Origin of the sequence: Cobetia sp. 5-11-6-3 (assembly GCF_013374055.1) — a bacterium.
GTDB lineage: Bacteria > Pseudomonadota > Gammaproteobacteria > Pseudomonadales > Halomonadaceae > Cobetia > Cobetia marina.
Map to the genome: position 1 here is coordinate 1 of NZ_BLWJ01000004.1, position 22,587 is coordinate 22,587.

15 protein-coding genes and 2 pseudogenes are annotated in these 22,587 nt (G+C 62.9%); 2 read left to right on the top strand and 15 right to left on the bottom strand.

Features of this window, described 5'->3' with window-relative positions; translation table 11 throughout:
- The 15 genes and pseudogenes from HXS66_RS17445 to HXS66_RS08180 all read right to left on the bottom strand — a co-directional run.
- Positions 1-1,328 (bottom strand): Ig-like domain-containing protein (locus tag HXS66_RS17445; protein ID WP_176503270.1); only part of this gene is annotated, 1,328 nt, incomplete at its 3' end.
- Between the two features lie 43 nt (positions 1,329-1,371).
- Positions 1,372-2,292, bottom strand: a pseudogene (locus tag HXS66_RS17350) (Ig-like domain-containing protein); the annotation flags it as partial.
- A gap of 50 nt (positions 2,293-2,342) precedes the next feature.
- Positions 2,343-6,518 (bottom strand): annotated as a pseudogene (locus tag HXS66_RS08120) (Ig-like domain-containing protein); the annotation flags it as partial.
- A gap of 483 nt (positions 6,519-7,001) precedes the next feature.
- The gene (locus tag HXS66_RS08125) at positions 7,002-7,796 is read right to left on the bottom strand and encodes a carbonic anhydrase (RefSeq protein WP_176503272.1); all 795 of its coding nucleotides are present in this window, start codon (positions 7,794-7,796) and stop codon (positions 7,002-7,004) included.
- Between the two features lie 192 nt (positions 7,797-7,988).
- Positions 7,989-9,308: a gephyrin-like molybdotransferase Glp gene (glp, locus tag HXS66_RS08130; protein ID WP_176503273.1), complete on the bottom strand. Its 1,320-nt coding sequence runs from the start codon at positions 9,306-9,308 to the stop codon at positions 7,989-7,991.
- Positions 9,298-9,828 (bottom strand): molybdenum cofactor biosynthesis protein B, encoded by a 531-nt coding sequence (gene moaB, locus HXS66_RS08135; protein WP_176503274.1) that lies wholly within the window; start codon positions 9,826-9,828, stop codon positions 9,298-9,300. The genes glp and moaB overlap by 11 nt, the downstream gene beginning before the upstream one ends.
- Positions 9,829-9,830: 2 nt before the next feature.
- A complete protein-coding gene (locus tag HXS66_RS08140; RefSeq protein ID WP_077376629.1) occupies positions 9,831-10,175 on the bottom strand; it encodes a DUF1244 domain-containing protein in 345 nt (114 codons plus the stop codon).
- Positions 10,176-10,397: 222 nt separating this feature from the next.
- Entirely contained in the window at positions 10,398-11,444 is a 1,047-nt protein-coding gene (locus tag HXS66_RS08145; protein ID WP_077376626.1) for a formate dehydrogenase subunit gamma, read from the bottom strand.
- A gap of 9 nt (positions 11,445-11,453) precedes the next feature.
- Complete coding sequence (gene fdh3B / locus HXS66_RS08150) at positions 11,454-12,113, bottom strand: formate dehydrogenase FDH3 subunit beta (RefSeq protein ID WP_084208727.1); 660 nt, start codon at positions 12,111-12,113, stop codon at positions 11,454-11,456.
- 127 nt (positions 12,114-12,240) lie between these two features.
- Positions 12,241-15,087, bottom strand: coding sequence for a molybdopterin-dependent oxidoreductase (locus HXS66_RS08155; protein WP_176503275.1), 2,847 nt, complete (start codon positions 15,085-15,087; stop codon positions 12,241-12,243).
- 279 nt (positions 15,088-15,366) lie between these two features.
- On the bottom strand, positions 15,367-15,597 hold the full coding sequence (locus HXS66_RS08160; protein WP_077376618.1) for a hypothetical protein: 231 nt from the start codon (positions 15,595-15,597) through the stop codon (positions 15,367-15,369).
- Positions 15,598-15,772: 175 nt separating this feature from the next.
- Positions 15,773-16,462: a molecular chaperone gene (locus HXS66_RS08165; RefSeq protein WP_084208724.1), complete on the bottom strand. Its 690-nt coding sequence runs from the start codon at positions 16,460-16,462 to the stop codon at positions 15,773-15,775.
- 28 nt (positions 16,463-16,490) lie between these two features.
- A complete protein-coding gene (locus HXS66_RS08170; RefSeq protein ID WP_176503276.1) occupies positions 16,491-18,392 on the bottom strand; it encodes a 4Fe-4S dicluster domain-containing protein in 1,902 nt (633 codons plus the stop codon).
- Between the two features lie 438 nt (positions 18,393-18,830).
- Complete coding sequence (locus tag HXS66_RS08175; protein ID WP_176503277.1) at positions 18,831-19,727, bottom strand: DUF3306 domain-containing protein; 897 nt, start codon at positions 19,725-19,727, stop codon at positions 18,831-18,833.
- The gene (locus tag HXS66_RS08180; RefSeq protein ID WP_255303164.1) at positions 19,724-20,296 is read right to left on the bottom strand and encodes a DUF3305 domain-containing protein; all 573 of its coding nucleotides are present in this window, start codon (positions 20,294-20,296) and stop codon (positions 19,724-19,726) included. Before HXS66_RS08180 ends, HXS66_RS08175 begins: the two co-directional genes overlap by 4 nt.
- A gap of 335 nt (positions 20,297-20,631) precedes the next feature.
- Between HXS66_RS08180 and HXS66_RS08185 the strand changes: the two genes are divergently transcribed.
- Both HXS66_RS08185 and HXS66_RS08190 read left to right on the top strand, forming a co-directional pair.
- Positions 20,632-21,531: a formate dehydrogenase accessory sulfurtransferase FdhD gene (locus tag HXS66_RS08185; RefSeq protein ID WP_373996123.1), complete on the top strand. Its 900-nt coding sequence runs from the start codon at positions 20,632-20,634 to the stop codon at positions 21,529-21,531.
- A 26-nt stretch (positions 21,532-21,557) separates the two neighbouring features.
- Positions 21,558-22,469: a helix-turn-helix transcriptional regulator gene (locus tag HXS66_RS08190; RefSeq protein WP_176503278.1), complete on the top strand. Its 912-nt coding sequence runs from the start codon at positions 21,558-21,560 to the stop codon at positions 22,467-22,469.
- Positions 22,470-22,587 lie beyond the last annotated feature (118 nt).

Below are 22,587 nucleotides of genomic sequence, written 5' to 3' on the forward strand. Positions count from 1 at the left end.
GCATCCGGCGCGGTGGTGTCGACGGTGAGCGTGAAGTCGGCAGACGGTGCACTTTCGTTGCCCGCGGCATCGGTGGCGGTGACGCTGAAGACGTGTTCGCCATCGGCGAAGCCAGTCGCCGGCGTGAAGCTCCAGGTGCCATTGGCATCGGCGGTGACTGTCGCGATTTCCTCACCGTTGTGGGTGATCGTGATGGTGCTGCCGGCTTCGGCGCTGCCGGTTAGCGTCGGAGTCGCGTCATTGGTGCTGTCGCCATCGGCGAGGGCGCCGGTTACGGCCGCCACGTCATCGGTGGCAGATGCGATGGTCGGCGCATTCGGCAAGGTGACGTCTGCATCTTCCGGCACGGTCAATGCGGCAGAGGCTGCGCTTTCATTGCCTGCAGCATCAGTGACGGTAGCCGTCAGCTCGGTGCCAGCATTCTGCTTCGGCGACAGCGTGATGCTGAAGGTGCCGTCATCGGCAACGGTGCCGGTGCCAAGCACAACGCCATCGACATCGGTGATCTCGACGGTCCCCCCGGCCTCGGCGCTGCCATTGACGGTGCTGCCGTTGGCGGTCTCGCCATCGGTCTCGGACAGAATCGGCGCATCCGGCGCAGTGGTATCAACCGTCAGCGTGAACTCGCCAGACGCCACACTTTCGTTGCCTGCAGTATCAGTGGCAGTGACGCTGAAGACGTGTTCGCCATCGGCGAAGCCAGTCGCCGGCGTGAAGCTCCACGTGCCGTTGCTGTCAGCGGTGGTGGTGCCGATCTCTTCACCATTGTGGGTGAGGGTCACGGTGCTGCCGGCTTCGGCGCTGCCGGTCAGCGTCGGAGTCGCATCATTGGAGCTGTCGCCATCGGCGAGGGCGCCGGTATCGGCTTCCACGTCATCGGTGGCAGATGCGATGGTCGGCGCATTCGGTGCGGTGACGTCGGCATCTTCCGGCACCACCAGGGTGTCGGAGACAGCACTTTCGTTGCCAGCGGCATCGGTGACGGTGGCGCTAAGTTCGGTGCCAGCATCCTGCTCGGGAGACAGCGCGACCGAGAAGTTGCCATCGGTGTCGACCTCAGCAGAGCCCAGGACGTCGCCAGCAGTATTGGTGATCTCGATCGTGGTGCCGGCTTCGCCGGTGCCCGCGACGGTGGTGCCATCGGTCTCAGCCAGCACTGGTGCATCCGGCGCGGTAGTGTCGACGGTGAGCGTGAAGTCGGCAGACGGTGCACTTTCGTTGCCCGCGGCATCGGTGGCGGTGACGCTGAAGACGTGCTCGCCATCGGTGAAGCCAGTCGCCGGCGTGAAGCTCCAGGTNTTCACCGGTCCCGGTGACGGTGGTGCCATCGGTCTCGGCCAGAACGGGCGCATTCGGCGCGGTGGTGTCGACGGTGAGCGTGAAGTCGGCAGACGGTGCACTTTCGTTGCCCGCGGCATCGGTGGCAGTGACGCTGAAGACATGCTCGCCATCGGCGAAGTCAGTCGCCGGCGTGAAGCTCCAGGTGCCATTGGCATCGGCGGTGACTGTCGCGATTTCCTCACCATTGTGGGTAATCGTGACGGTGCTACCGGCTTCGGCGCTGCCGGTCAGCGTCGGAGTCGCATCATTGGTGCTGTCGCCATTGGCGAGGGAGCCGGTCACGGCTTCCACATTATCCGTGGCGGAGGCGATGGTCGGCGCATTCGGGGCGGTGACGTCGGCATCTTCCGGGACCACCAGTGTGTCGGAAGCCGGGCTCNGCTCGCCATCGGTGAAGCCAGTCGCCGGCGTGAAGCTCCAGGTGCCATTGGCATCGGCGGTGACTGTCGCGATTTCCTCACCATTGTGGGTAATCGTGACGGTGCTACCGGCTTCGGCGCTGCCGGTCAGCGTCGGAGTCGCATCATTGGTGCTGTCGCCATCGGCGAGGGAGCCGGTGTCGGCTGGCACATTATCCGTGGCGGAGGCGATGGTCGGCGCATTCGGCGCGGTGACGTCGGCATCTTCCGGGACCACCAGGGTGTCGGAGACAGCACTTTCGTTGCCAGCGGCATCGGTGACTGTGGCGGTCAGCTCGGTGCCGGCATCCTGCTCGGGAGACAGCGCGACCGAGAAGTTGCCTTCTGAATCGACGATCGCGGTGCCCACCACATCATCGTTGGCATTCGTGACTTCCACCGTGGTGCCCGCTTCACCGGTCCCGGTGACGGTGGTGCCATCGGTCTCGGCCAGAACGGGCGCATTCGGCGCGGTGGTGTCGACGGTGAGCGTGAAGTCGGCAGACGGTGCACTTTCGTTGCCCGCGGCATCGGTGGCAGTGACGCTGAAGACATGCTCGCCATCGGCGAAGTCAGTCGCCGGCGTGAAGCTCCAGGTGCCANCTCGGGAGACAGCGCGACCGAGAAGTTGCCTTCTGAATCGACGATCGCGGTGCCCACCACATCATCGTTGGCATTCGTGACTTCCACCGTGGTGCCCGCTTCACCGGTCCCGGCGACGGTGGTGCCATCGGTCTCGGCCAGAACGGGCGCATTCGGCGCGGTGGTGTCGACTGTGAGCGTGAAGTCGGCAGACGGTGCACTTTCGTTGCCCGCGGCATCGGTGGCAGTGACGCTGAAGACATGCTCGCCATCGGCGAAGTCAGTCGCCGGTGTGAAGCTCCACGTGCCGTTGCTGTCAGCGGTGGCGGTGCCGATCTCTTCACCGTTATGGGTGAGAGTGATGGTGCTGCCGGCTTCGGCGCTGCCGGTCAGCGTCGGAGTCGCATCATTGGTGCTGTCGCCATTGGCGAGGGAGCCGGTCACGGCTTCCACATTATCCGTGGCGGAGGCGATGGTCGGCGCATTCGGGGCGGTGACGTCGGCATCTTCCGGGACCACCAGTGTGTCGGAAGCCGGGCTCTCATTGCCAGCGGCATCGGTGACTGTGGCGGTCAGCTCGGTGCCGGCATCCTGCTCGGGAGACAGCGCGACCGAGAAGTTGCCATCGGTGTCGACCTCAGCAGAGCCCAGGACGTCGCCAGCAGCATTGGTGATCTCGACCGTGGTACCGGCTTCACCGGTCCCGGCGACGGTGGTGCCATCGGTCTCGGCCAGAACGGGCGCATCCGGCGCGGTGGTGTCGACGGCGAGTGTGAACTCGCTAGACGCTGCACTTTCGTTGCCGGCTTCATCGGTGGCAGTGACGCTGAAGACGTGATCACCATCGGCGAAGCCAGTCACCGGTGTGAAGCTCCACGTGCCGTTGCTGTCGGCGATGACGGTGCCGATCTCTTCACCGTTGTGGGTGAGGGTCACGGTACTGCCGGCTTCGGCGCTGCCGGTCAGGGTCGGAGTCGCGTCATTGGTGCTGTCGCCATCGGCGAGGGTGCCGGTTACGGCCGCCACATCATCTGTGGCGGAGGTGATGGTCGGCGCATTCGGTGCGGTGACGTCGGCATCTTCCGGCACCACCAGGGTGTCGGAGACAGCACTTTCGTTGCCAGCGGCATCGGTGACGGTGGCGCTAAGTTCGGTGCCGGCATCCTGCTTCGGAGACAGCGTGATGCTGAAGGTGCCGTCATCCGCGACGGTGCCAGAGCCCAGCAGGTCGCCATCACCGTTGGTGATCTCGACGGTGCCACCGGCTTCGGCGCTGCCATTGACCGTACTGCCATTGGCGGTTTCGCCATCGGTATCGGCCAGCACTGGTGCATCTGGCGCGGTGGTGTCGACGGTCAGCGTGAACTCGCTAGACGCCACACTTTCGTTGCCTGCAGCATCAGTGGCAGTGACGCTGAAGACGTGTTCGCCATCGGCGAAGCCAGTCGCCGGCGTGAAGCTCCACGTGCCGTTGCTGTCAGCGGTGGTGGTGCCGATCTCTTCACCATTGTGGGTGAGGGTCTCGGTGCTGCCGGCTTCGGCGCTGCCGGTCAGGGTCGGGGTCGCATCATTGGTGCTGTCGCCATCGGTGAGGGCGCCGGTTACGGCGGCCACATCATCCGTGGCGGAGGCGATGGTCGGCGCATTCGGCGCGGTGACGTCGGCATCTTCCGGGACCACCAGGGTGTCGGAGACAGCACTTTCGTTGCCTGCGGCATCGGTGACGGTAGCCGTCAGCTCAGTGCCGGCTTCCTGCTTCGGAGACAGCGTGATGCTGAAGGTGCCGTCATCGGCAACAGTGCCGGAGCCCAGCAGATCGCCATCACCGTTGGTGATCTCGACCGTCCCGCCGGCTTCGGCGCTGCCATTGACCGTACTGCCATTGGCGGTTTCGCCATCGGTCTCGGCCAGCACTGGTGCATCTGGCGCGACGGTGTCGACGGTGAGCGTGAAGTCGGCAGACGGTGCACTTTCGTTGCCTGCAGCATCAGTGGCAGTGACGCTGAAGACATGCTCGCCATCGGCGAAATCGGTCTCGGGCGTGAAGCTCCAGGTGCCGTTGCTGTCGGCGGTGGTGGTGCCGATCTCTTCACCGTTGTGGGTGATCGTGATGGTGCTGCCGGCTTCGGCGCTGCCGGTCAGCGTCGGAGTCGCGTCATTGGTGCTGTCGCCCGAGGCGAGGGTGCTGGTGCCATCAGGCACGTCGTCGATCGCGGAGGCGATGGTCGGCGTGTTCGGGGCGGTGACGTCGGCATCTTCCGGCACGGTCAATGCGGCAGAGGCTGCGCTTTCATTGCCTGCAGCATCAGTGACGGTAGCCGTCAGCTCGGTGCCAGCATCCTGCTTCGGCGACAGCGTGATGCTGAAGGTGCCGTCATCGGCAACGGTGCCGGTGCCAAGCACAACGCCATCGACATCGGTGATCTCGACGGTCCCCCCGGCCTCGGCGCTGCCATTGACGGTGCTGCCGTTGGCGGTCTCGCCATCGGTCTCGGACAGAATCGGCGCACCCGGTGCGGTGGTATCGACGGTCAGCGTGAACACGTTCGAGACGTCGCTGACATTGCCGGCCGCATCGGTGGCGGTGACGCTGAAGGTCTGATCGCCCTCGGTCAGCGCGCTCGTCGGGGTGTAGGTCCAGCTGCCATTGGTATCGGCCGTGACAGTAGCGATCACTTCACCGTTGTGGGTGATCGTGACGGTGCTGCCAACCTCGGCGCTGCCGGTCAGGGTCGGGGTGGCGTCGTTGGTGCTGTCGCCATCGGCGAGGGTGCTGGTGCCATCAGGCGTGTCGTCGATCGCGGAGGCGATGGTCGGCGTGTTCGGCGCGGTGGCATCGATACCGGTATCCACGACGGTCGGTGCTGAATCACTGCTGATATTGCCCGCGGCATCAGTGGCGGTCGCCGTCAGCGTCTCGCCATCTTCCTGTGCCGGATCCAGGACAATGTCGAAGGAACCGCCATCCTCGGCAGTGCCACTACCGACGTTCTGACCATCGCCGTTGGTGATGACGACATCGCTGCCAGCCTCGGCCGTGCCGGAGACAGTGGTGCCATCGGATTCGATCAGCGTCGGGGCACCCGGTGCGGTGGTATCGACGGTCAGCGTGAACACGTTCGAGACGTCGCTGACATTGCCGGCCGCATCGGTGGCGGTGACGCTGAAGGTCTGATCGCCCTCGGTCAGTGCGGTCGTCGGGGTGTAGGTCCAGCTGCCATTGGTATCTGCCGTGACAGTAGCGATCACTTCACCGTTGTGGGTGATCGTGACGGTGCTGCCAACCTCGGCGCTGCCGGTCAGGGTCGGGGTGGCGTCATTGGTGCTGTCGCCATCGGCGAGGGTGCCTGTGACAGCCTCCATATCATCGATGGCGGAGACAATGGTCGGCGCATTCGGCGCGGTGACGTCGGCATCTTCCGGCACGGTCAATGTGGCAGAGGCTGCGCTTTCATTGCCCGCGGCATCGGTAGCAGTGGCGCTCAGTTCGGTTCCTGGCTCCTGCAGCGGATCCAGCTCAACGACAAAGCTGCCTTCGGCATTAGCCGTTGCGGTGCCCACGATCTCACCGGATGCATTGATGACTTCGATAGTGGCGCCGGGCTCGCTGATGCCGCTGAGGACCATGCCATTTGTGTCGCTCAGAAGAGGAGCATCGGGCGCTGTCGTGTCCGCATCGGAGGAAGCGCTATCACCAGAAGTGGCTGCGGCAACCCCAACGCCGGCGGCTACTGCAACACCGCCTGCCACCAGTCCGGCAGTACTGATGCCGGCGCCAGCCCCTGCGCCTGTGGCTGCTTCCGCCCCGGCGCCGACAGAGCTTGCTCCCGCAGCCGCTGTGGCGAGGGCAGACTCTGCCGTGGTCAATGTCGCAGTGCTCGTGAAGGGGACTGCGCCACTAGCACCGGCCTCGCCAAGGCCGACCTGGAATAGTTCTCCAGCGAATTCATCACCCTGAAGATACAGATGACTGAGTTCGCTGGGGTCGGCGTAGAAACTCTCGATCGTGACCAGATCCCCGTTCTCGAGAGTGACGAGCAGGTTGTCCCCTTGGCGGGTCATCATTTCTACGTCACGTGGATGGAGGTCCAGACTGACATCCGAGGCTTCATTGAGGGTGATGTTATCGACTTCACGCAGGATAGCTTCCTGACTTTCGAGTTGACCGTGCGAAGCGACCTTGGCATTGACTGGCATATTGTTGTCCTCAATGGTTCTTCTTGTGTACTTTTACGACTTTTTATTAATTATCAATAATTAACATAGCATTGTGAGCGGGTGCATTTTTCTGGTACTACCGTATTGATGGATACCGTTTATATGTCGTTTAATATATTTTTTTGTATTTCTAAATTTCTTGTTCAACACGCCGAATGTCATTACGCCCCTGATGCTAGGGTACCATGGAGGTATGGCGTGTGTTTTCAAGAACGCTGCAAAGACGTATCTGGATCATTCCCTAGGTATGATTATTCTAGTTTCGTATTGATACGTTCATGGAATGTCGCTAACTGATTAATATCGTGGCGAAAAATCGCATTACTTTAAGATATCCTTATAAGTAGGTGCCCGCTGGCCAGTAATGTCCGTTGTTTAAACGTTTGAAATATGTTTCTGAGCTCACAAAAAAACGCCACCCTGGCGGGTGGCGTTTTCATGGTTCGAGAGGAAATCGTGTCGTCAGCGTTGGAGAGGGCGAGAATTCTCCCCTCCTTGCCACTCCAGGTAGGCATCGATCTGTGACCGAGAGGCTTCGATCGGTGATTTCATCACAAACCAGGTAACGGGTTCAGAACATGGCGGAGTGGTCAGCGAGCCGGAGTATTGCCAGCCAGCATTCTCGCGTGGCAGTAGCAAGTTGGCCGACAGTCCGCTTGTCAGAGTCTCGGAGAGTCCTCGCTGTGGAAGACGGCTCAACAGACGGCTGAGCGCCAGGTTGTCATGTCCTTCCTCGACCAACACGGCCAGCACTGCTAACTTGCCTTCTGGAGTGGTGTGCACCAGATGGATTTCCATGGCAGCGCGCTTGCCATCGATCGCGTGTTCCGAGGGCACATGCAGATGCACCTGTGACAGAGTGTAGGGGGTGCCATCCAGTGTCATCGTGTTTCCGCTGGCCCCTTCGATCTGCAAGGTGTGCCCCGTGTCCCGAGTGACGAGCAGCGGCGAGTGGTAGTCGAGCTTCGGCCCTGTTTCATCCAGAGGGCGTGACTGACTGTCGATGTCGATCGGTGATTGCCGGGCACCACTGGCGCATTCCGCGTAGCCGGGGGTGAGGTCTCCCCAGTGTTCCGGTCCATTGGCGCTGTCGCCCGACTCACTCGAGTAGCTCCATTCGGTGACGGATGTTCCCGGGGCTGGTGCCGTTTCATTGTCATTGGCCAAGGCCGGGAGGGATGACGAAGCGGTGGCAAGCAGCACAGCCATGGTGAGTGGGCGCAACAACGCACGAGGCGACGAGGAATTGGCTGGCATTGAGATGTCCTTGCTCAAGAGTCCGGAACATTCCAGCGTTCTGGCCTGCGGTTGGCAGGCCAGAACGCTGACGAATAAAAGCAGTCAGTGTGCCGGACTCAGAGGGAAGGTCAAGATGACGCTGGAGGGTCACTCGGTTGTCGCATTCCAGCGTCAGAGGAGGTGGGGATGCCGGTCAGTAGCGGAAATCACTCAACTCTCCAGCCATAGACACTCCACACTGTCGCCGGGGCTTATCTGTGCGTGGGGAGGGATCACGGCCAATGCCTCAGCGCCGACGCATGAGGAGAGCACGGCTGAGTTCTGGTCCGGGAAGGCGTGAGCCTCAAGCTGGCCATCATCGGCTGGCGTCAGCGTGACACGCAGATGGTCCTGACGGATGGCAGTGTTGGCCGAGAAGGCGGAACGTACCCGGAGGCTTCTCAAGGCCCGCAGTGCGTCACACTCGAGCATTTCGCCCAGTATGGGGCGAAGAAATAGCCAGCCGCCGACCCAGCTCGACACCGGGTTGCCAGGTAGCCCCACCACACGCACCGAGTCGCCTTGCGTGTTGAGGATGCGCCCCAGCGCCAGTGGCTTGCCCGGTTTGATGGCCAGGCGCCAGAGATCCAGGCTGCCGAGCGCCTCGATGGCAGGGCGGACGTGATCTTCCTCTCCGACGCTGACCCCGCCACAGGTGACGATCAAGTCGGCCTGTTCTGCCGCTGTCGCAAGAGCATCGCGAGTGGCCTCGAAGGTATCGGCCACATTGAGTGGCGCAAGCACCACGTCAGCCCCGAAGTCGCTGAGCATCTGGCTGAGCATCACGCGATTGGAGTTGTAGATCTGCCCCGGTTTGAGCGGCTGGCCGGGTTCGATCAGTTCATCGCCGGTCGCGAACAGGGCAACGCGTACCTTGTGTCGTACCGATACGTAGCTGAGCCCTTGACCACAGAGCAGGCCAAGCATCGCGGCATCCAGGCGAGTGCCGGCGGCGATCAGCCGAGTGCCACGAGTGACGTCGCGTCCCTGTCGGCGGATATTGTCGCCGGGAATTCGTGGGCCGGGCAGCCAGGCTTCCGTGGTGCCATCTTCGTTCTCACGCAGTGTCACTTCTTCCTGCATGACCACAACGTCGGCGCCTTCGGGGATTTCCGCCCCGGTGAACAGCCGTGCACAACTTGCCGAGGCGAGTGCCGAGGTGGGCTGGCCTGCCGCGATGCGCTGGCTGATTGGCAGCCAGGCGCCATCACCGATATCCGCCACTCTTGCACAGTAGCCATCCATCTGTGAGTTGTCGGCAGGAGGAACGTCCAGTTCGGCGTAGATATCCTCAGCGAGGACACGCCCCGCGGCCTTGCTGACAGGGACTTGCTCTACCGGCATTACCGGACAGCATTCGCGCAATGCGGACAAGGCCCTGGAAAGAGGGGCCAGGCCCTTGGCGCCAACCGGCACGCTATCGCAGCCGCAGGCGGTCGTTGCCTGGCCCGCCCGGGATGCCTCTTGTGCAGAAGAGGAGTCAGTGGGCATGGGTTCCGCGCTCCGGGATCACCAGATTGGCGAAGTTGCAGGGACGGTGACGGCTGTCGAGCTGCTCCTTGAGGATGCCGTTCCAGGCTGTCCTGCAGGCCCCGGTGGAGCCGGGTAGGCAGAACACCACGGTACGGTTGGCCAGCCCTCCAAGACAGCGGCTCTGGATCGTGGAGCTGCCGATTTCCTGATGGGAAAGCTGACGGAACAGCTCGCCGAAGCCCTGGATTTCCTTGTCGAGCAGCACGCGGATGGCTTCCGGTGTGGAATCACGTCCGGTGAAGCCTGTGCCGCCGGTGGTCAGGATGACCTGCACGGCCGGGTCCGCGATCCACTCGCTGACCACGGCGCGCAACTGATAGATGTCATCGGGGACGATACGTTTTTCATGCAGGGTATGGCCGGCTGCCGTCAGGCTCTCGACCAGGGCGTCACCGGAGCGATCAGTGTCCTCGGTGCGCGTGTCGGAGACGGTCAATACCGCGATGGTGAGGCCGATCTGTTCGTCATTGCCGCTCATGATCAGTCCTTCTTGCCTTGTTGACGAGCCTCGAGCGCTGCGAGTTGCTCAGGGGTCGCCTTGGCCTGGTGATGTGTCTTCCACTCGGAATAGGGCATGCCGTAGACGTGCTCGCGCGCCGCGTCATAATCGAAGCTAACGCCGCGTTCCTCGCCGGCGGCCATCAGCCACTTGGACAGGCAGTTGCGGCAGAAGTCGGCGAGGATCATCAGATCGATGTTCTGGACATCCTTGTTGTCATCCAGGTGCTTGAGCAGACGGCGGAAAGCGGCCGCTTCCAGCTCGGTGCGGGTCTGCTCGTCCAGCTGGTTCAGGTCCTGGACGGTCTGGGGGGTCGGGTCGCTCATGGAAATCTCCTGAGAAGGCGCGGCATGGCGCAGGCCTTCATGGTAGAGGGGGCCTGGTGAGACCAGGCCAGATACCTGAAACTTTACGCAACTAATGCAGGGCTGTGAACCGGTGCGAGAGGCCGGGCGACGGGCAGGGAGAGGCGATATCAATGCAAAACGCCCGGCAGGCGAACCTGACCGGGCGAATCATCACTCATCCAGCGGATGTCTGGCCTCGGACTAATTCGGGCGTTGCTGACGCGCCAGGCTGTCGTCAGGTGCCGTGGCGGGGTCTGATGCCGGGTCCGCCGCCTCGGCCTGCTTGACCTCGTCATACCACAGATTGTGGTGTTGCTTGGCCCAGGTTTCATCGACGTAACCGGTCTTCATGCCCTCGAAGGCACCTTCCGTGCCGGCGGTACCGATGTAGATGTGGCCGAAGGACACCGCGATCAGCATCAATGAGGCAACGCCGTGGAAGACATTGGCCCACTGCATGTTGTCACGGGTCTGACCGAATATCGGGAAGTCGAGCACCAGCCCGCTGGCAATCACCACCAGGCCGACCGTTGCCAGAATCCAGTACCAGGCCTTTTCCCCGCCATTGGCGAAGCCGGCATCCGGGTGCTTGCCCTTCATCATGCCGCCGCCCTGGCGGAACCATTCAAGGTCATGCTTCTTGGGAAGGTTGAGCTTCAGCCACTTGGCCAGCACCAGAATCAGCATGATCGAGAACAACGGCCCCACATAGTTGTGGATCACCTTGGTCGCCATGATCATGTTGGCCCAGAACACATCCCCGAAGACATTGCGGAACACGAACTTGCCCCACAACAGATTGATGCCGGTGATGGCCAACGTGAGGAACAGTGTGGCCAGTGTCCAGTGCATGGCACGTTCCAGTGCCGTCCAGCGCAGCATCAACTTGCCTGAGCGGGGGTGGTCCAGATCGTTGCGCCCCACCAGCAGATAGAAGATCGCCAGCACGGCCAGCATACCGCCCAGAGCGATCAGGCCACCCGGTGAGATCCAGCGGTTGCGGATCTGGCGCCAGGTCTCGCCGCTCTGGTTGATCAGGCTGTAGTTGGAGTCATGGCGACTGTCGATGGAATTTTCCCCATCTTTCACCTGACGCCAGGTGTCGGCATTCACCGTACCGACCGCCTGACCGATCTCGCCGTCCGGATTCGCGGCCAGCGCCTGAGGGGCCAGCCAGAGGCTGGCCAGCATCAGACACAGGAACATGGCGACGACGGTCAACCGTGAAGCTGTGAAGTGCGCGCGCATGTCGCCTCCTTACCCCTTGCGGGCTGCGTCGTAGGCCAGGTGATCCGCCTGCTGAACGCTGCTGGTGGTCAGGTTGGCCGAGGTTTCCGGGTGGCTGGCCTTGTCGACCGGCGACCAGGCACCATCCTCGTGACCGCGATAGACCACGCGCTGACGGAAGATGTCGGAGACGGTCTCGGCGTCACCGGCCAGCAGGGCCTTGGTGGAGCACATCTCGGCACACAGCGGCAGCTTGCCTTCGCTGATGCGGTTGGCACCGTACTTCTCGAACTCTTCTTCCGGGCTCTCGGCCGGGCCGCCGGCACAGAAGGTGCACTTGTCCATCTTGCCGCGCTCGCCGAAGGCACCTTGCTGCGGGAACTGTGGTGCGCCGAACGGGCAGGCATACAGGCAGTACCCGCAACCGATGCAGATATCCTTGTCGTGCAGGACGATGCCGTCATCGGTCTTGTAGAAGCAGTCGGTGGGGCAGACCGCCATGCAGGGCGCGTCGTCACAGTGCATGCAGGCCACCGAGATGGAGACTTCGCTCGGCTTGCCGTCATCCAGGGTCACGACACGGCGACGCTGAATGCCCCATTCCGTCTCGTTGGCGTTCTTGCAGGCCGTCACGCAGCCATTGCACTCGATGCAGCGCTCTGCATCACACAGGAATTTCATCTGGGCCATCTTGCTTCTCCTTCACGGCCCGTCGTCGAGTGGCTCAGACGACAGGCCGGATATTTCTGATCATCGACATATGATTGGCTCGATGATTCGGCGTTTACGCGATCGACAGTCAGGGTCGGGACGCGCTTCAGGCGAGGCTGACTCGGCACAGCGTGACCTTGGTTTCCTGCATCAGGGTCACGGGGTCATAGCCATAGGTCGTCGCGGTGTTGGCGGACTCACCCAGCACGTAGGGCACCGTGCCTTCCGGGTAGCGTGACTCCAGGGACTCGCCCTCGTAGTGGCCCCCGAAGTGGAAGGGCATGAAGACCACGTCCGGCCCGACTCGCTCGGTGACCAGCGCCTTGACCTTCACGCGGCCGCCTTCGGCACCCTCGACCCATACCATGTCGCCATCCTTGATACCCTGGTCATTGGCCAGCGCCGGATTGATCTCGACGAACATCTCCTGCTGCAGCTCGGCCAGCCACGGGATGGAGCGTGTCTCTTCGCCACCCCCTTCGTATTCCACCAGGCGGCCCGAGGTCAGGGTGATCGGGTATTTGGCGCTGACGTCCTTCTCCTGAATGGAGGCGTAGAGCGTCGGCAAGCGATAGATGGATTCGGAATCCGGCCAGGTCGGATAGTCCTTCACCAGGTCACGGCGCGCGGTATACAGCGGCTCGCGGTGCTTGGGGATCGGGTCCGGGAAGGTCCACACCAGGGCACGTGCCTTGGCGTTGCCGTACGGCATGCAGCCATGCTTGATGCACGCGCGCTGGATGCCACCGGAAAGATCGGTCTTCCAGTTCTTGCCTTCCGCCGCCTGCTTTTCCTCGGCCGTCAGGTCGTCCCACCAGCCCAGCTGCTTGAGCAGCTTGTCGGTGAACTCCGGATAGCCATCCTCGATCTCGGCGCCCTTTGACCAGGAGCCCTCGGCCAGGATATTGGTGCCGTTGTGTTCCACGCCGTAACGGGCGCGGAAGTTGCCACCGCCTTCGGCCACCGTCTTGGAGGTGTCATACAGGATGGGAGAGCCCGGATGGCCCATCTCCGGCGTTCCCCAGCACGGCCATGGCAGACCGTAGAAGTCGCCATTTGCCGGACCACCCCGTGCCTTGAGTGTCTCGAAGTCGAAGGTATGCCAGTTCTTCTGATGTGCCTTCAGGCGCTCGGGACTCTGGGCGGTATAGCCAACGGTCCACATCCCGGCATTGAATTCGCGGGTGATGTCCTCGACCACCGGCACGCTGCCCTCGACCTTGATGTTGCGGAACAGCTCGTCGGCAAAGCCCAGCTTGCGGGACAGCAGGTACATGATCTCGTGATCCGGCTTGGAATCGAACATCGGTTCGATGACCTGGTCACGCCACTGCAGGGAGCGACTGGAGTTGGTCACGCTGCCGGTGGTCTCGAACTGGGTCGCGGCCGGCAACAGGTAGACGCCATCGGTGCGGTCGTGCATGACGGCGGCGATGGTCGGGTAGGGGTCGACCACCACCATCATGTCCAGCTTGGCCATGGCCTTCTTCATCTCGGGTCCACGGGTCTGGGAGTTGACGGCATGCCCCCAGTAGAACATCGCCTTGAGCGCGGTGCGCTGGGAGATGCGATCCGGGTCCTCGAGCACGCCATCGACCCAGCGCGAGACGGTGATGCCGTTGGTGTGCATCGGCTTGCCGTCGTGGTATTCGGTCTGGTCGTAGCGGTTCTGGATCCAATCGAAGTCGACGTTCCATACCTTGGCCCAATGCTTCCACGCCCCTTCGGAGAGGCCGTAGTAACCTGGCAGGGAGTGGGACATCAGGCCCAGATCCGTGGCGCCCTGAACGTTGTCGTGACCCCGGAAGATGTTGGCGCCGCCACCGGACTTGCCGATGTTGCCCAGTGCCAGCTCCAGAATGCAGTAGGCGCGGGTATTGTTGTTGCCGGTGGTGTGCTGCGTGCCACCCATGCACCACACGACACTTCCCGGACGGTTCTGGGACAGTCGACGTGCGACGTCGAGCATGTCGGCTTCACCGACACCGGTGATGCGCTCGACCACGTCCGGCGGGAAGTTGGCGACTTCCGCGCGTACCTCGTCCATGCCGTAGACGCGCTGCTGGATGTAGGCCTCATCTTCCCAGCCGTTCTCGAAGATGTGCCACAGCAGGCCCCAGATGTAGGCAACATCGGTGCCCGGACGCAGACGCACGTACTTGTTGGCTTTCGCTGCTGTGCGGGTGAAGCGCGGATCGACGACGATGATCTCGGCGTTGGAGCGCTCCTTGGCCAGCAGGATGTGTTGCATCGCCACCGGGTGGGCTTCGGAGGGATTGGAGCCGATGAACAGGATCGAACGACAATTGTGCATGTCGTTGAACGAGTTGGTCATCGCGCCATAGCCCCAGGTGTTGGCGACGCCGGCGACGGTGGTGGAGTGGCAGATACGCGCCTGGTGATCGACATTGTTGGTGCCGAACAGGGCCGCGAACTTGCGCATCAGGTAGGCCTGTTCATTGCTGAACTTTGCCGAACCGAGCCAGTAGATGCTGTCCGGGCCATGCTGCTCGGTCAGCTCCAGTACCTTGTTGCCGACTTCCTCGATGGCCTGCTCCCAGGACAGCTTCTTCCACTTGCCGCCTTCGAGCTTCATCGGATACTTCAGACGACGATCAGAGTGACCATGCTCACGCAGCGAGGCGCCCTTGGCACAATGCGCGCCGCGGTTGAAGGGGTGATCGAAGGCGGGTTCCTGCTTGGTCCAGACGCCTTCCTGGACTTCGGCATAGACGCCACAGCCAACGGAGCAGTGGGAACAGATCGTGCGCTTGGTCTCGACAGGTGCCTGAGAGACTTCCGTCTTGGCCTCGGCACGCTTCATCATCGGGGTGGCCATGAAGCTGGCCGCGGCAAGGCCGCCGGTCGCAACACCGCTGCGCTTCAGGAACTGGCGGCGGTTGATGCCGAGTCCCGTACTCTCCGTGCTGGAGGGGGTGGGGGTCAGTCGCATGACATCTTTCTCCTCATCACCCGATACACGACATGCACCGCTTGGGCGGGTCAGGTGGCCGTGTCGGGAGTGGCGGTTCTTCAGGTGGCTCTTCTGGCATTCGCCAGCGAGCCCCTGTGCCGTCTTGTCGCTGTCAATGGCGGCTGGAGTGAACTCCACGCTGCCCTTTGTGTCTCTGATCGGTCACGTCGTCAGGCGAGTCTGTACTCTCCCGGAGGATCTGGCAGTGGCGGCGTTGCCACTGGCAGATTCCCCTGTGGAGACGTGACCGACAGAAGGTCAATCTCGCAGAGTGGCGTAGAACGCCTTCACGTGATCCGTCTCGCGATAGTTGTCGGTCACTCTGTCTGCTGTCTTGCCGTCCTGTGGCGCGGCCTGATCCGGGATGACGGCCCCGGCCAGCGTTCCAGCGGCTGCCGCCCCGACGGTGCTGGCTCCCAGTACCCTCAGGAACTTGCGGCGGCCCTGACGGGCCAGTTCCTGGCCTTGCGTGTTGTCATCAGTCTTCATGCTGATCTCCTGTCTGACATGTCATGTTCAAGGCGAACGTCGCTGAATCCGTTGTCGCTTGAAGGGTGTCTCACGGTCTTGCTTCAGGTCTTGCATCAGGGTTTTGCATCAGCCCCAGCACCGGCCATGGCGTGTGCCGGGGCTGTGGGTGCTGTCCGGCGCGTGTCTGTCGGTCTCACGATTGGGGAAGTTGTATGCCTTGCCAGCCAGTGGTGTCTTGGCTTGCGACGTCCGCCAATGAGGCTGTCGGATGGGGAGCCTCTCCGAGATTGCGTCGTTCGGCTGCCAGAAATGCCTGGCCAAGATAGCCAACCGCGGCATAGAAAGGACTCTTGCGGCGCGCAAGGTCGGCACAGCAACGCTCACCCCAGTTCGCCAGATGCTGACGGAAGAAGTTGACCTGTTCGCCGGGCAGCTCCTCGATCAGCATGGCCATGACCTCGCACAGAGCCCCCAGGTGGTCCTCCGGCTCGCGAACGTCGGCTTCGCGCTCGAAACCGAGGCGCTTGAGGTCATGGCGCAGTGCCACCAGCGGCATTTCCATCAATGAGCCGGTCAGGTACCAGCTGGCATACGGCACCACTTCGCCCTGCACGACCCCGACCAGTGCCTGGAAATACTCGTCCTCCAGTCGTCGAGGGTCACTGACGCGCGCCGAGAGAGACAGCGAGGCCAGCGCCCTGGGCAGTTGCTGCTGATCCGCGCCGGGCATGGTGATGGCCTCAGGCTCCAGCGCCGCCAGGAAGTCGATGAGTGGCTGATCGGGCGCTGCCCGCAGCAGACGAGCCAGCAGGCGGTAGAGATCGGCCCGCAGTGCCTGTTGCTCGGCACTGTGGCTGATCAGCGATCCATCATCAGGTGTCATATCAGTGTCATCACTTGAAGGCATGGACTCAGACCTTGAGTTGAGCATCGGGATTGCGGGCCATTTCGTGCCAGATATCCTTCACGCGGCAATCGCTGCACATCTTGAGGCGCAGCGCACCGTCACCCTGGAAATAGGCGTGGGAGGCCAGCTTGGTCTGCATCGCCGTGATGGTGGCGGTGGAGCCGAACGGGGTGCCGCAGCTGATGCAGGGGAACGGCGTGTCCTGCTTGAGCAGGCGCGGTTCACGGCGCACCTCTGGTTGTGCGGAAAAGCCCGGCGTCAGAGTGATGACGCTCTCGGGGCATGACTGCTCGCACAGGCCACATTGCACGCAATCTCCCTCGGTGAAGGACAGTGCCGGAGAGGTGCGGTTGGCGGACAGTGCGCTGGTCGGGCAGACCGCGACACAGGCCTGACACAGGGTGCAGCCGTCGCTTTCGACCTGAATCGCGCCGAAGGGCGCACCGGCAGGTACCTCGACGGCGGTCTGCGCCAGGTCAGCGGCGGCCAGCGTGGCCAGGTGATCCAGTACACGATTCAGGCGCTCACGCTTGCCGGGTCGGGCATCCGGTTGACCCAACAGCCAGTCACGCGCGATCGGCAGGCCCGGCTGGCCGTCCTCTTCGCGATCGGCACCGGGCGCCAGCGCGATGCAGAGCGGACTGACGAGCGTCATGGGCGAGGCCGGCACGGCGGACTCGGTGATCAGCACGAGACGGGGGGAACCCTGGGTGTCCGTGGCCAGTTGCATGCTCTCCAGCAACGCATTGCACAGACGCTGTTCCTGCTCGAGTTGCTGGTGCTGGCCGGCAGGCAGTGTCCGAGGCAGTTCGACGATGACCTGGGTGGCGCCCAGCGCCAGCGCGGCCAGCCACTCGTCGTGCCCGGTGGCGCTGATTTCATCCAGTGCGATGTCCAGGCAGCGTTCCTGATCCTCAGGTGCCAACGGCGAGTGGCGGTCACTGGCTGACTCGAGGCGGTAGCGCAGTATCGGCTGCGTGCCCCCTGCATCCTGATAGCGCTCAAGCAGACGCTGGATCTGTTCGAGACGCTGTTCGAGTGGCGGCTGGGTAAAGCTCAGCGCGCCGGTCGGGCAGGCACTCACGCAACTGGCGGCACCATGGCAGAGGTACGGGTCGATCTCGATATGCGCGTTGCGGCGTCCCGCCACGGAGAAGATGGCATCGGCGCTGCAGGAGGAAAGACAACGTGTACACCCGATGCTGCCCGCACTTGAATGGGCACAGATGTCGAGATTGACGTTGACGTAATTGGGCTTGTCGAAGCTGCCGACCAGACCGGCGAATTCTGTCGCCCAATGGGTCAGGTTCGCGATCTGATCGCCGCTCTCGACAAGGCTGGCGTCGCTTGCGAGACGATCCAGCTCGCCCAGCACCGTATCATCTGCACGCAGATAGCCCGGCGGCGGAAGTTCCGCCTGATTGAGGGGCTGGTGACCCAGATCGGCGATCAGGTCGAAGGTCTCGACCTGTCGGGCACCTGTGGACAGCAGTGCGCGCGCCAGATTGACCCCGCCAGCCAGCAGCGTGAAATGGCCAAGATGGCCGCTCAGCGAGAGCGCCTCGCGGGTGCTGGCATGGGAGGGCAGTGCTTCGCTCGTCGTGATATGCCGCTCGTCGAGGGATACCAGAGCGCTGTTGTCCTGCTCGCTGATCAGCAGAGACAGTGACAGGGAGTGAGTGTCGGGCAGTGCCAGCATCAGGCTGGACAGGGCACGCAGGCGCGCTTCGCTGCCGATCAGCAGTGTGCGGCCCTGGCTGCGATAGCGGATCGGGGCGCTGCCGGCATCACTGGCCAGCAGTGGCAGGCTGGAAGCGGGGGAGGCTCCGAGCACTGCCGCCAGGGCGCGTTGGCGTGCTTGCTGGTTGAGCGCGCGCTGGGCGTTCTCGAGACTTGAACTGAGCATCCTCATCCTTATTTCGGTCGTGGCGGCTCCGCCCCTGGCGCCTGTCAGGTGGCGCGGTGGACGGTTCCTGATCGCCGCTGATTCTCGAGGCTTGCGCCCGGTCAGCGGTCGAAGGTCATTCAAGGAAGTGCATGGGCTTCCAGCGACGTCTTGCGCCTGATGTCATCCGGATGATCCGCATGGCGGCATCATTGCGACTGGCTTCAGCATAGTCAGGGACTGAAGGGCCAGCGATGAGCATCGGGCGTAGTCGGTCAGGTATCGGGAGGCAGTGCCGTTCTCTTGGTAACGATACCTGCCTCTGTTGAGCGGATTCTTGCAGGCAGTGCGCCTCTCGCATGGGAGTGGAAGTCATGTGAGAGGCAAGGAAATGACCCCGCATGCCGAATACGGAGATCGCGCTGGGTCATAATGTCTCAGTGCCTGAGGGCAGGCGTGTCATTCTGGTGGTTGGGGCGATCTGTGGGTGGGCCCATGTCCGTCAGCCGTGACGCCATCGGTCTGGTCCCATGCGCCTTGCCGTGCATGCGTGCCATGCGCAAGGGCAGCATCAGTATCTGTGTGCTGGTCCTGCGCGGGTTCTCGATGGGTCTGTGGGCCGTGATCCGGTGATGTCTCATCCAGTGAGTCGAGGCCTTGCTCATCCGTTGAGGGTGCAGCCTCCGGCGCCTCATCCTGAGGCTGATCTTCCGAGCCGTTGCTGGTGGCTACGCACTCAGCCTCGTCATCTTCCAGCTTCTCGAGTCCCTCTTCGACATCGCGGGTCCAACGTCTCAGCGTCTCGGCCACACCTGCGGCGAGCGGACGCATCTGGGAGAAATCCTGATCGTAATCGTCCAGGCCATCGCGCAGGGAGTGCTCGCCTCCCATGAAGATGCGGCGCAGGGCGCGTTGTCGCAGCGCCGGGTCCACTCCTGCCTGCATGTAGGCACTGATATCCGCATCCGGCAGCAGGGTGTCGGGGTCTGGCAGCTCCACGACGGGAGGGGGCTCATCTGCCTCCTGTGCAAGGGCCTCGGCGTCGGTCGTCTCACTGCCGCCTTCAGCGGACGCTTCGCCATGCCGCTTGCTGTCATGCCGCTCACTGTGCAGAGCATGGCCCGGCTCGTCCGATGCCTCGCAGGCCTCTGTTACCGTGGGTGCGGTCTCAGTGGGTGCGGTATCAGTGGGTGCGGTGTCATTGGCCGTGGAGGGCCGAGCGACCGTCGCCAGTCCAGCGGCGGCGGCATCGGGGGAGTCCGTGGTCGTCCGTGAGGCTCCGGCGCGCTGCTTGCGGCGTGACCAGCGGGACAACAGGCCTTGCGAGGTATGGTCGCGGTCGTCGGAGTGACTCATGACCCTTCCTTGTTGGCAGCATCAGCGTCCGGGCGCACGGTGTCGGTCTGACTGGCGCGCCCCGCCCCCTTGCGTTTCTTCTTCTTGCCTTCGTCGATGCGCTCACCATGCCGGGCGAGATAGCCCTCCAGCCAGACCATCAGGGCAGGAGGCATCGGGGTATCCAGTACCAGCTGGTCGCCATCCAGCCAATGCGAGGCCACTTCCTGGCAGGCGGTGACGACCCTTGGCTGCATGCCATCCGCTTCACGCTCTTCACACAAGACGAACAGACGCGGCTGTTCGCAACGCAGGTTGTAACGATAGTCGGTGCGCTCGGTGAGATGCAGCTGCAGGGGCAGAGTGCGTTGAGGCTCCGGTTGCGCCGCCTGTTCAGGCGTCCGGGGCGTGGCCTCGCCGTGATCCGCGGGCGCGATCCGGGAAATCACCCAGGTGTCGAGAGTGAAGCGGCCGAGAGTCTGCTGCGAGGGGGCCAGTGTCACGGTCAGCCAGCGAGTGTCGTCAGGTCGTGATGACTCGCGTGAGGCGTCGAGTGCCGTGTCCATCAACGGGTCGGGTGGCTGGGTCATGGCGTATCTCTTGAGGGCGTTCTGGAAGTGGTTCAGGGGGGGACCCGAGTCGTGGTCGGCGGCGTATCGGGTCCAAGGCGAGTCTGTCATCAGCGCCGTGGCTTGCACGTTCACGAACATGCGACGCTCTACCGGTTTTAGCAAGAAGCGTGCCGCATGCGTCGAGAATTGCATGACGCGAGATCGCAATGGCTGCCGGATCAGGACAGCCTCTCGGCCTGACTGGTATTCTTTGAGCGCTGGGTGACGACGCATGCCGCAACCTGCATGGCAGGTTCGCCGTGTGGCGGCACCCTCCGGCATCAATTCGGCTCGAAGAGGGAGACCCCGACGCCATGAAAACCTCCATGCCTCCGGTCATCAGCAATGCTCGATTGCCCACCACGCTGGATATCGTCGTGATGGATGAGCGAGGCCAGCGCCAGACGCAGTCGATCGCCGCCGAGCGCGCGCTGACGATCTACCTCAACAAGCGTGAGATCGTCACTCTGATGACGCTGGGGGCCGAGCCTGAGGCGCTGGTCGCGGGCTATCTGCGCAATCAGGGCCTGTTGGGAGATATCGAAGACCTGGAGGCGCTGCAAGTGGACTGGGAGGTGGAAAGCGCCTCGGTGGTGACGCGCCATCTGCCGGAGGATATCGAGCAGCGACTGAGCAAGCGTACCGTCACCACCGGCTGCGGCCAGGGAACCGTCTTTGGCAATCTGCTGGAGCGTCAGACGCTGGAGGCGCTTGATGATCGCCCCTTTCTGCAGAGTGTGCTGTATCAGCTGCTGGCATCTCTCGCGGCCCACAATGCCACCTACCGCAAGGCGGGGGCGGTACATGGCTGTGCACTGTGCCGGGATGATGAGGTGCTGGCATTCATCGAGGATGTCGGTCGCCACAATGCCGTCGATACCCTGGCAGGCCTGAACTGGCTTTCACCTGTGCGCGAGGACGAGACGGATTACCGGGGTGCCAATATCTTCTACACCACGGGGCGTCTGACCTCGGAGATGGTGCTCAAGGTGGCGCAGGCGGGCATTTCGGTGCTGGTCTCACGCTCCGGGGTGACCCAGAAGGGCGTTGAGCTGGCCAGCCGCTTCGGGGTGCTGTTGATCGCACGCGCCAAGGGCAGCCACTTCCAGGTGGTGGACCCTGCCGGTCGGATGATACTGGACGCCATCCCTCCACTGCGTGCCGGTGATCAACTTCGTGAAGCCGGCAAGTCTCGCTCTGGGGGCGAGCAATGAATCAGCCTGTTCCCGGGGATGCGACGATGCATGACAACCCCTTTCTGACGGTCCATGAGGTCGCACGACTGTTGCACCTCAATGAAAAGAAGATCTACCAGCTGGCCAGTGAGGGCACCATGCCGGCCACCAAGGTCACCGGCAAATGGCTTTTCCCGCGGCGCCTGGTCGAGCAATGGATTCTGGAGTCCAGCCATCATGGGGTGCTGGCGGATCGCTTGATGATCACCGGTAGCGATGACCCCTTGCTGGCAGCGCTGACGATGCGACTCAACCAGCAGCACGATGGCAGTGCCTTCTATGGCATGAGTGTCACCGGGACACGCCTGGGGCTGGATCTGTTGAGTCAGGGGCGAGCCGATGTCTGTGCCATTCACTGGGGGCGTGCCGAGGAAGCATCGCTTCGCCATCCGGCCTTGATCCGCGGGCACGATGGTTATCGTCAGTGGGTATTGGTCCGGCTGGCCCGGCGCACCCAGGGGCTGATCATTCGTCAGGAAGATCGCCACCTGCCGATCAATCCCGGTGGCCTGTTCGGGTCTCAACGGCGCTGGGTGGTGCGTCAGGAGGGGGCCGGTTCGCAGCGCTTCCTGCAGGAGTGGCTGTCCGGCCATCAGATGCGCCCGGAGCAGCTCAACACCCTCGCCATCGCCTACTCGGAGCGGGAGGTCGCATCACTCGTCGCGCGCGGGGAGGTGGATGTCGGGCCGGGGACGTTATCGGCCGCGAATGAATTCGGTCTCGGATTCGTGCCGGTCTGTGAAGAGGCCTTTGATCTGGTCGTGCCACGCAACGTCTATTTCCGCGACCTCTTCCATGGCCTGCTGGACTATCTGTCCACGCCCAATGGCATCCAGCTGGCACAGTCGTTGGGAGGGTATGACCTGCGTGAATGTGGTCAGCTCATCTGGCGAGGCGACGCCGCCCAACATGACTGAGTCAAGATCGCCCGCTAGCACCAGGCTAAACGGTGATGATGTAGGCGCTGCCTCTGCCTCGCCAGGCCATTGTTCTGGCGAGGTAGAGATCTTTCACGTCACATGCTTCTGGAGAACG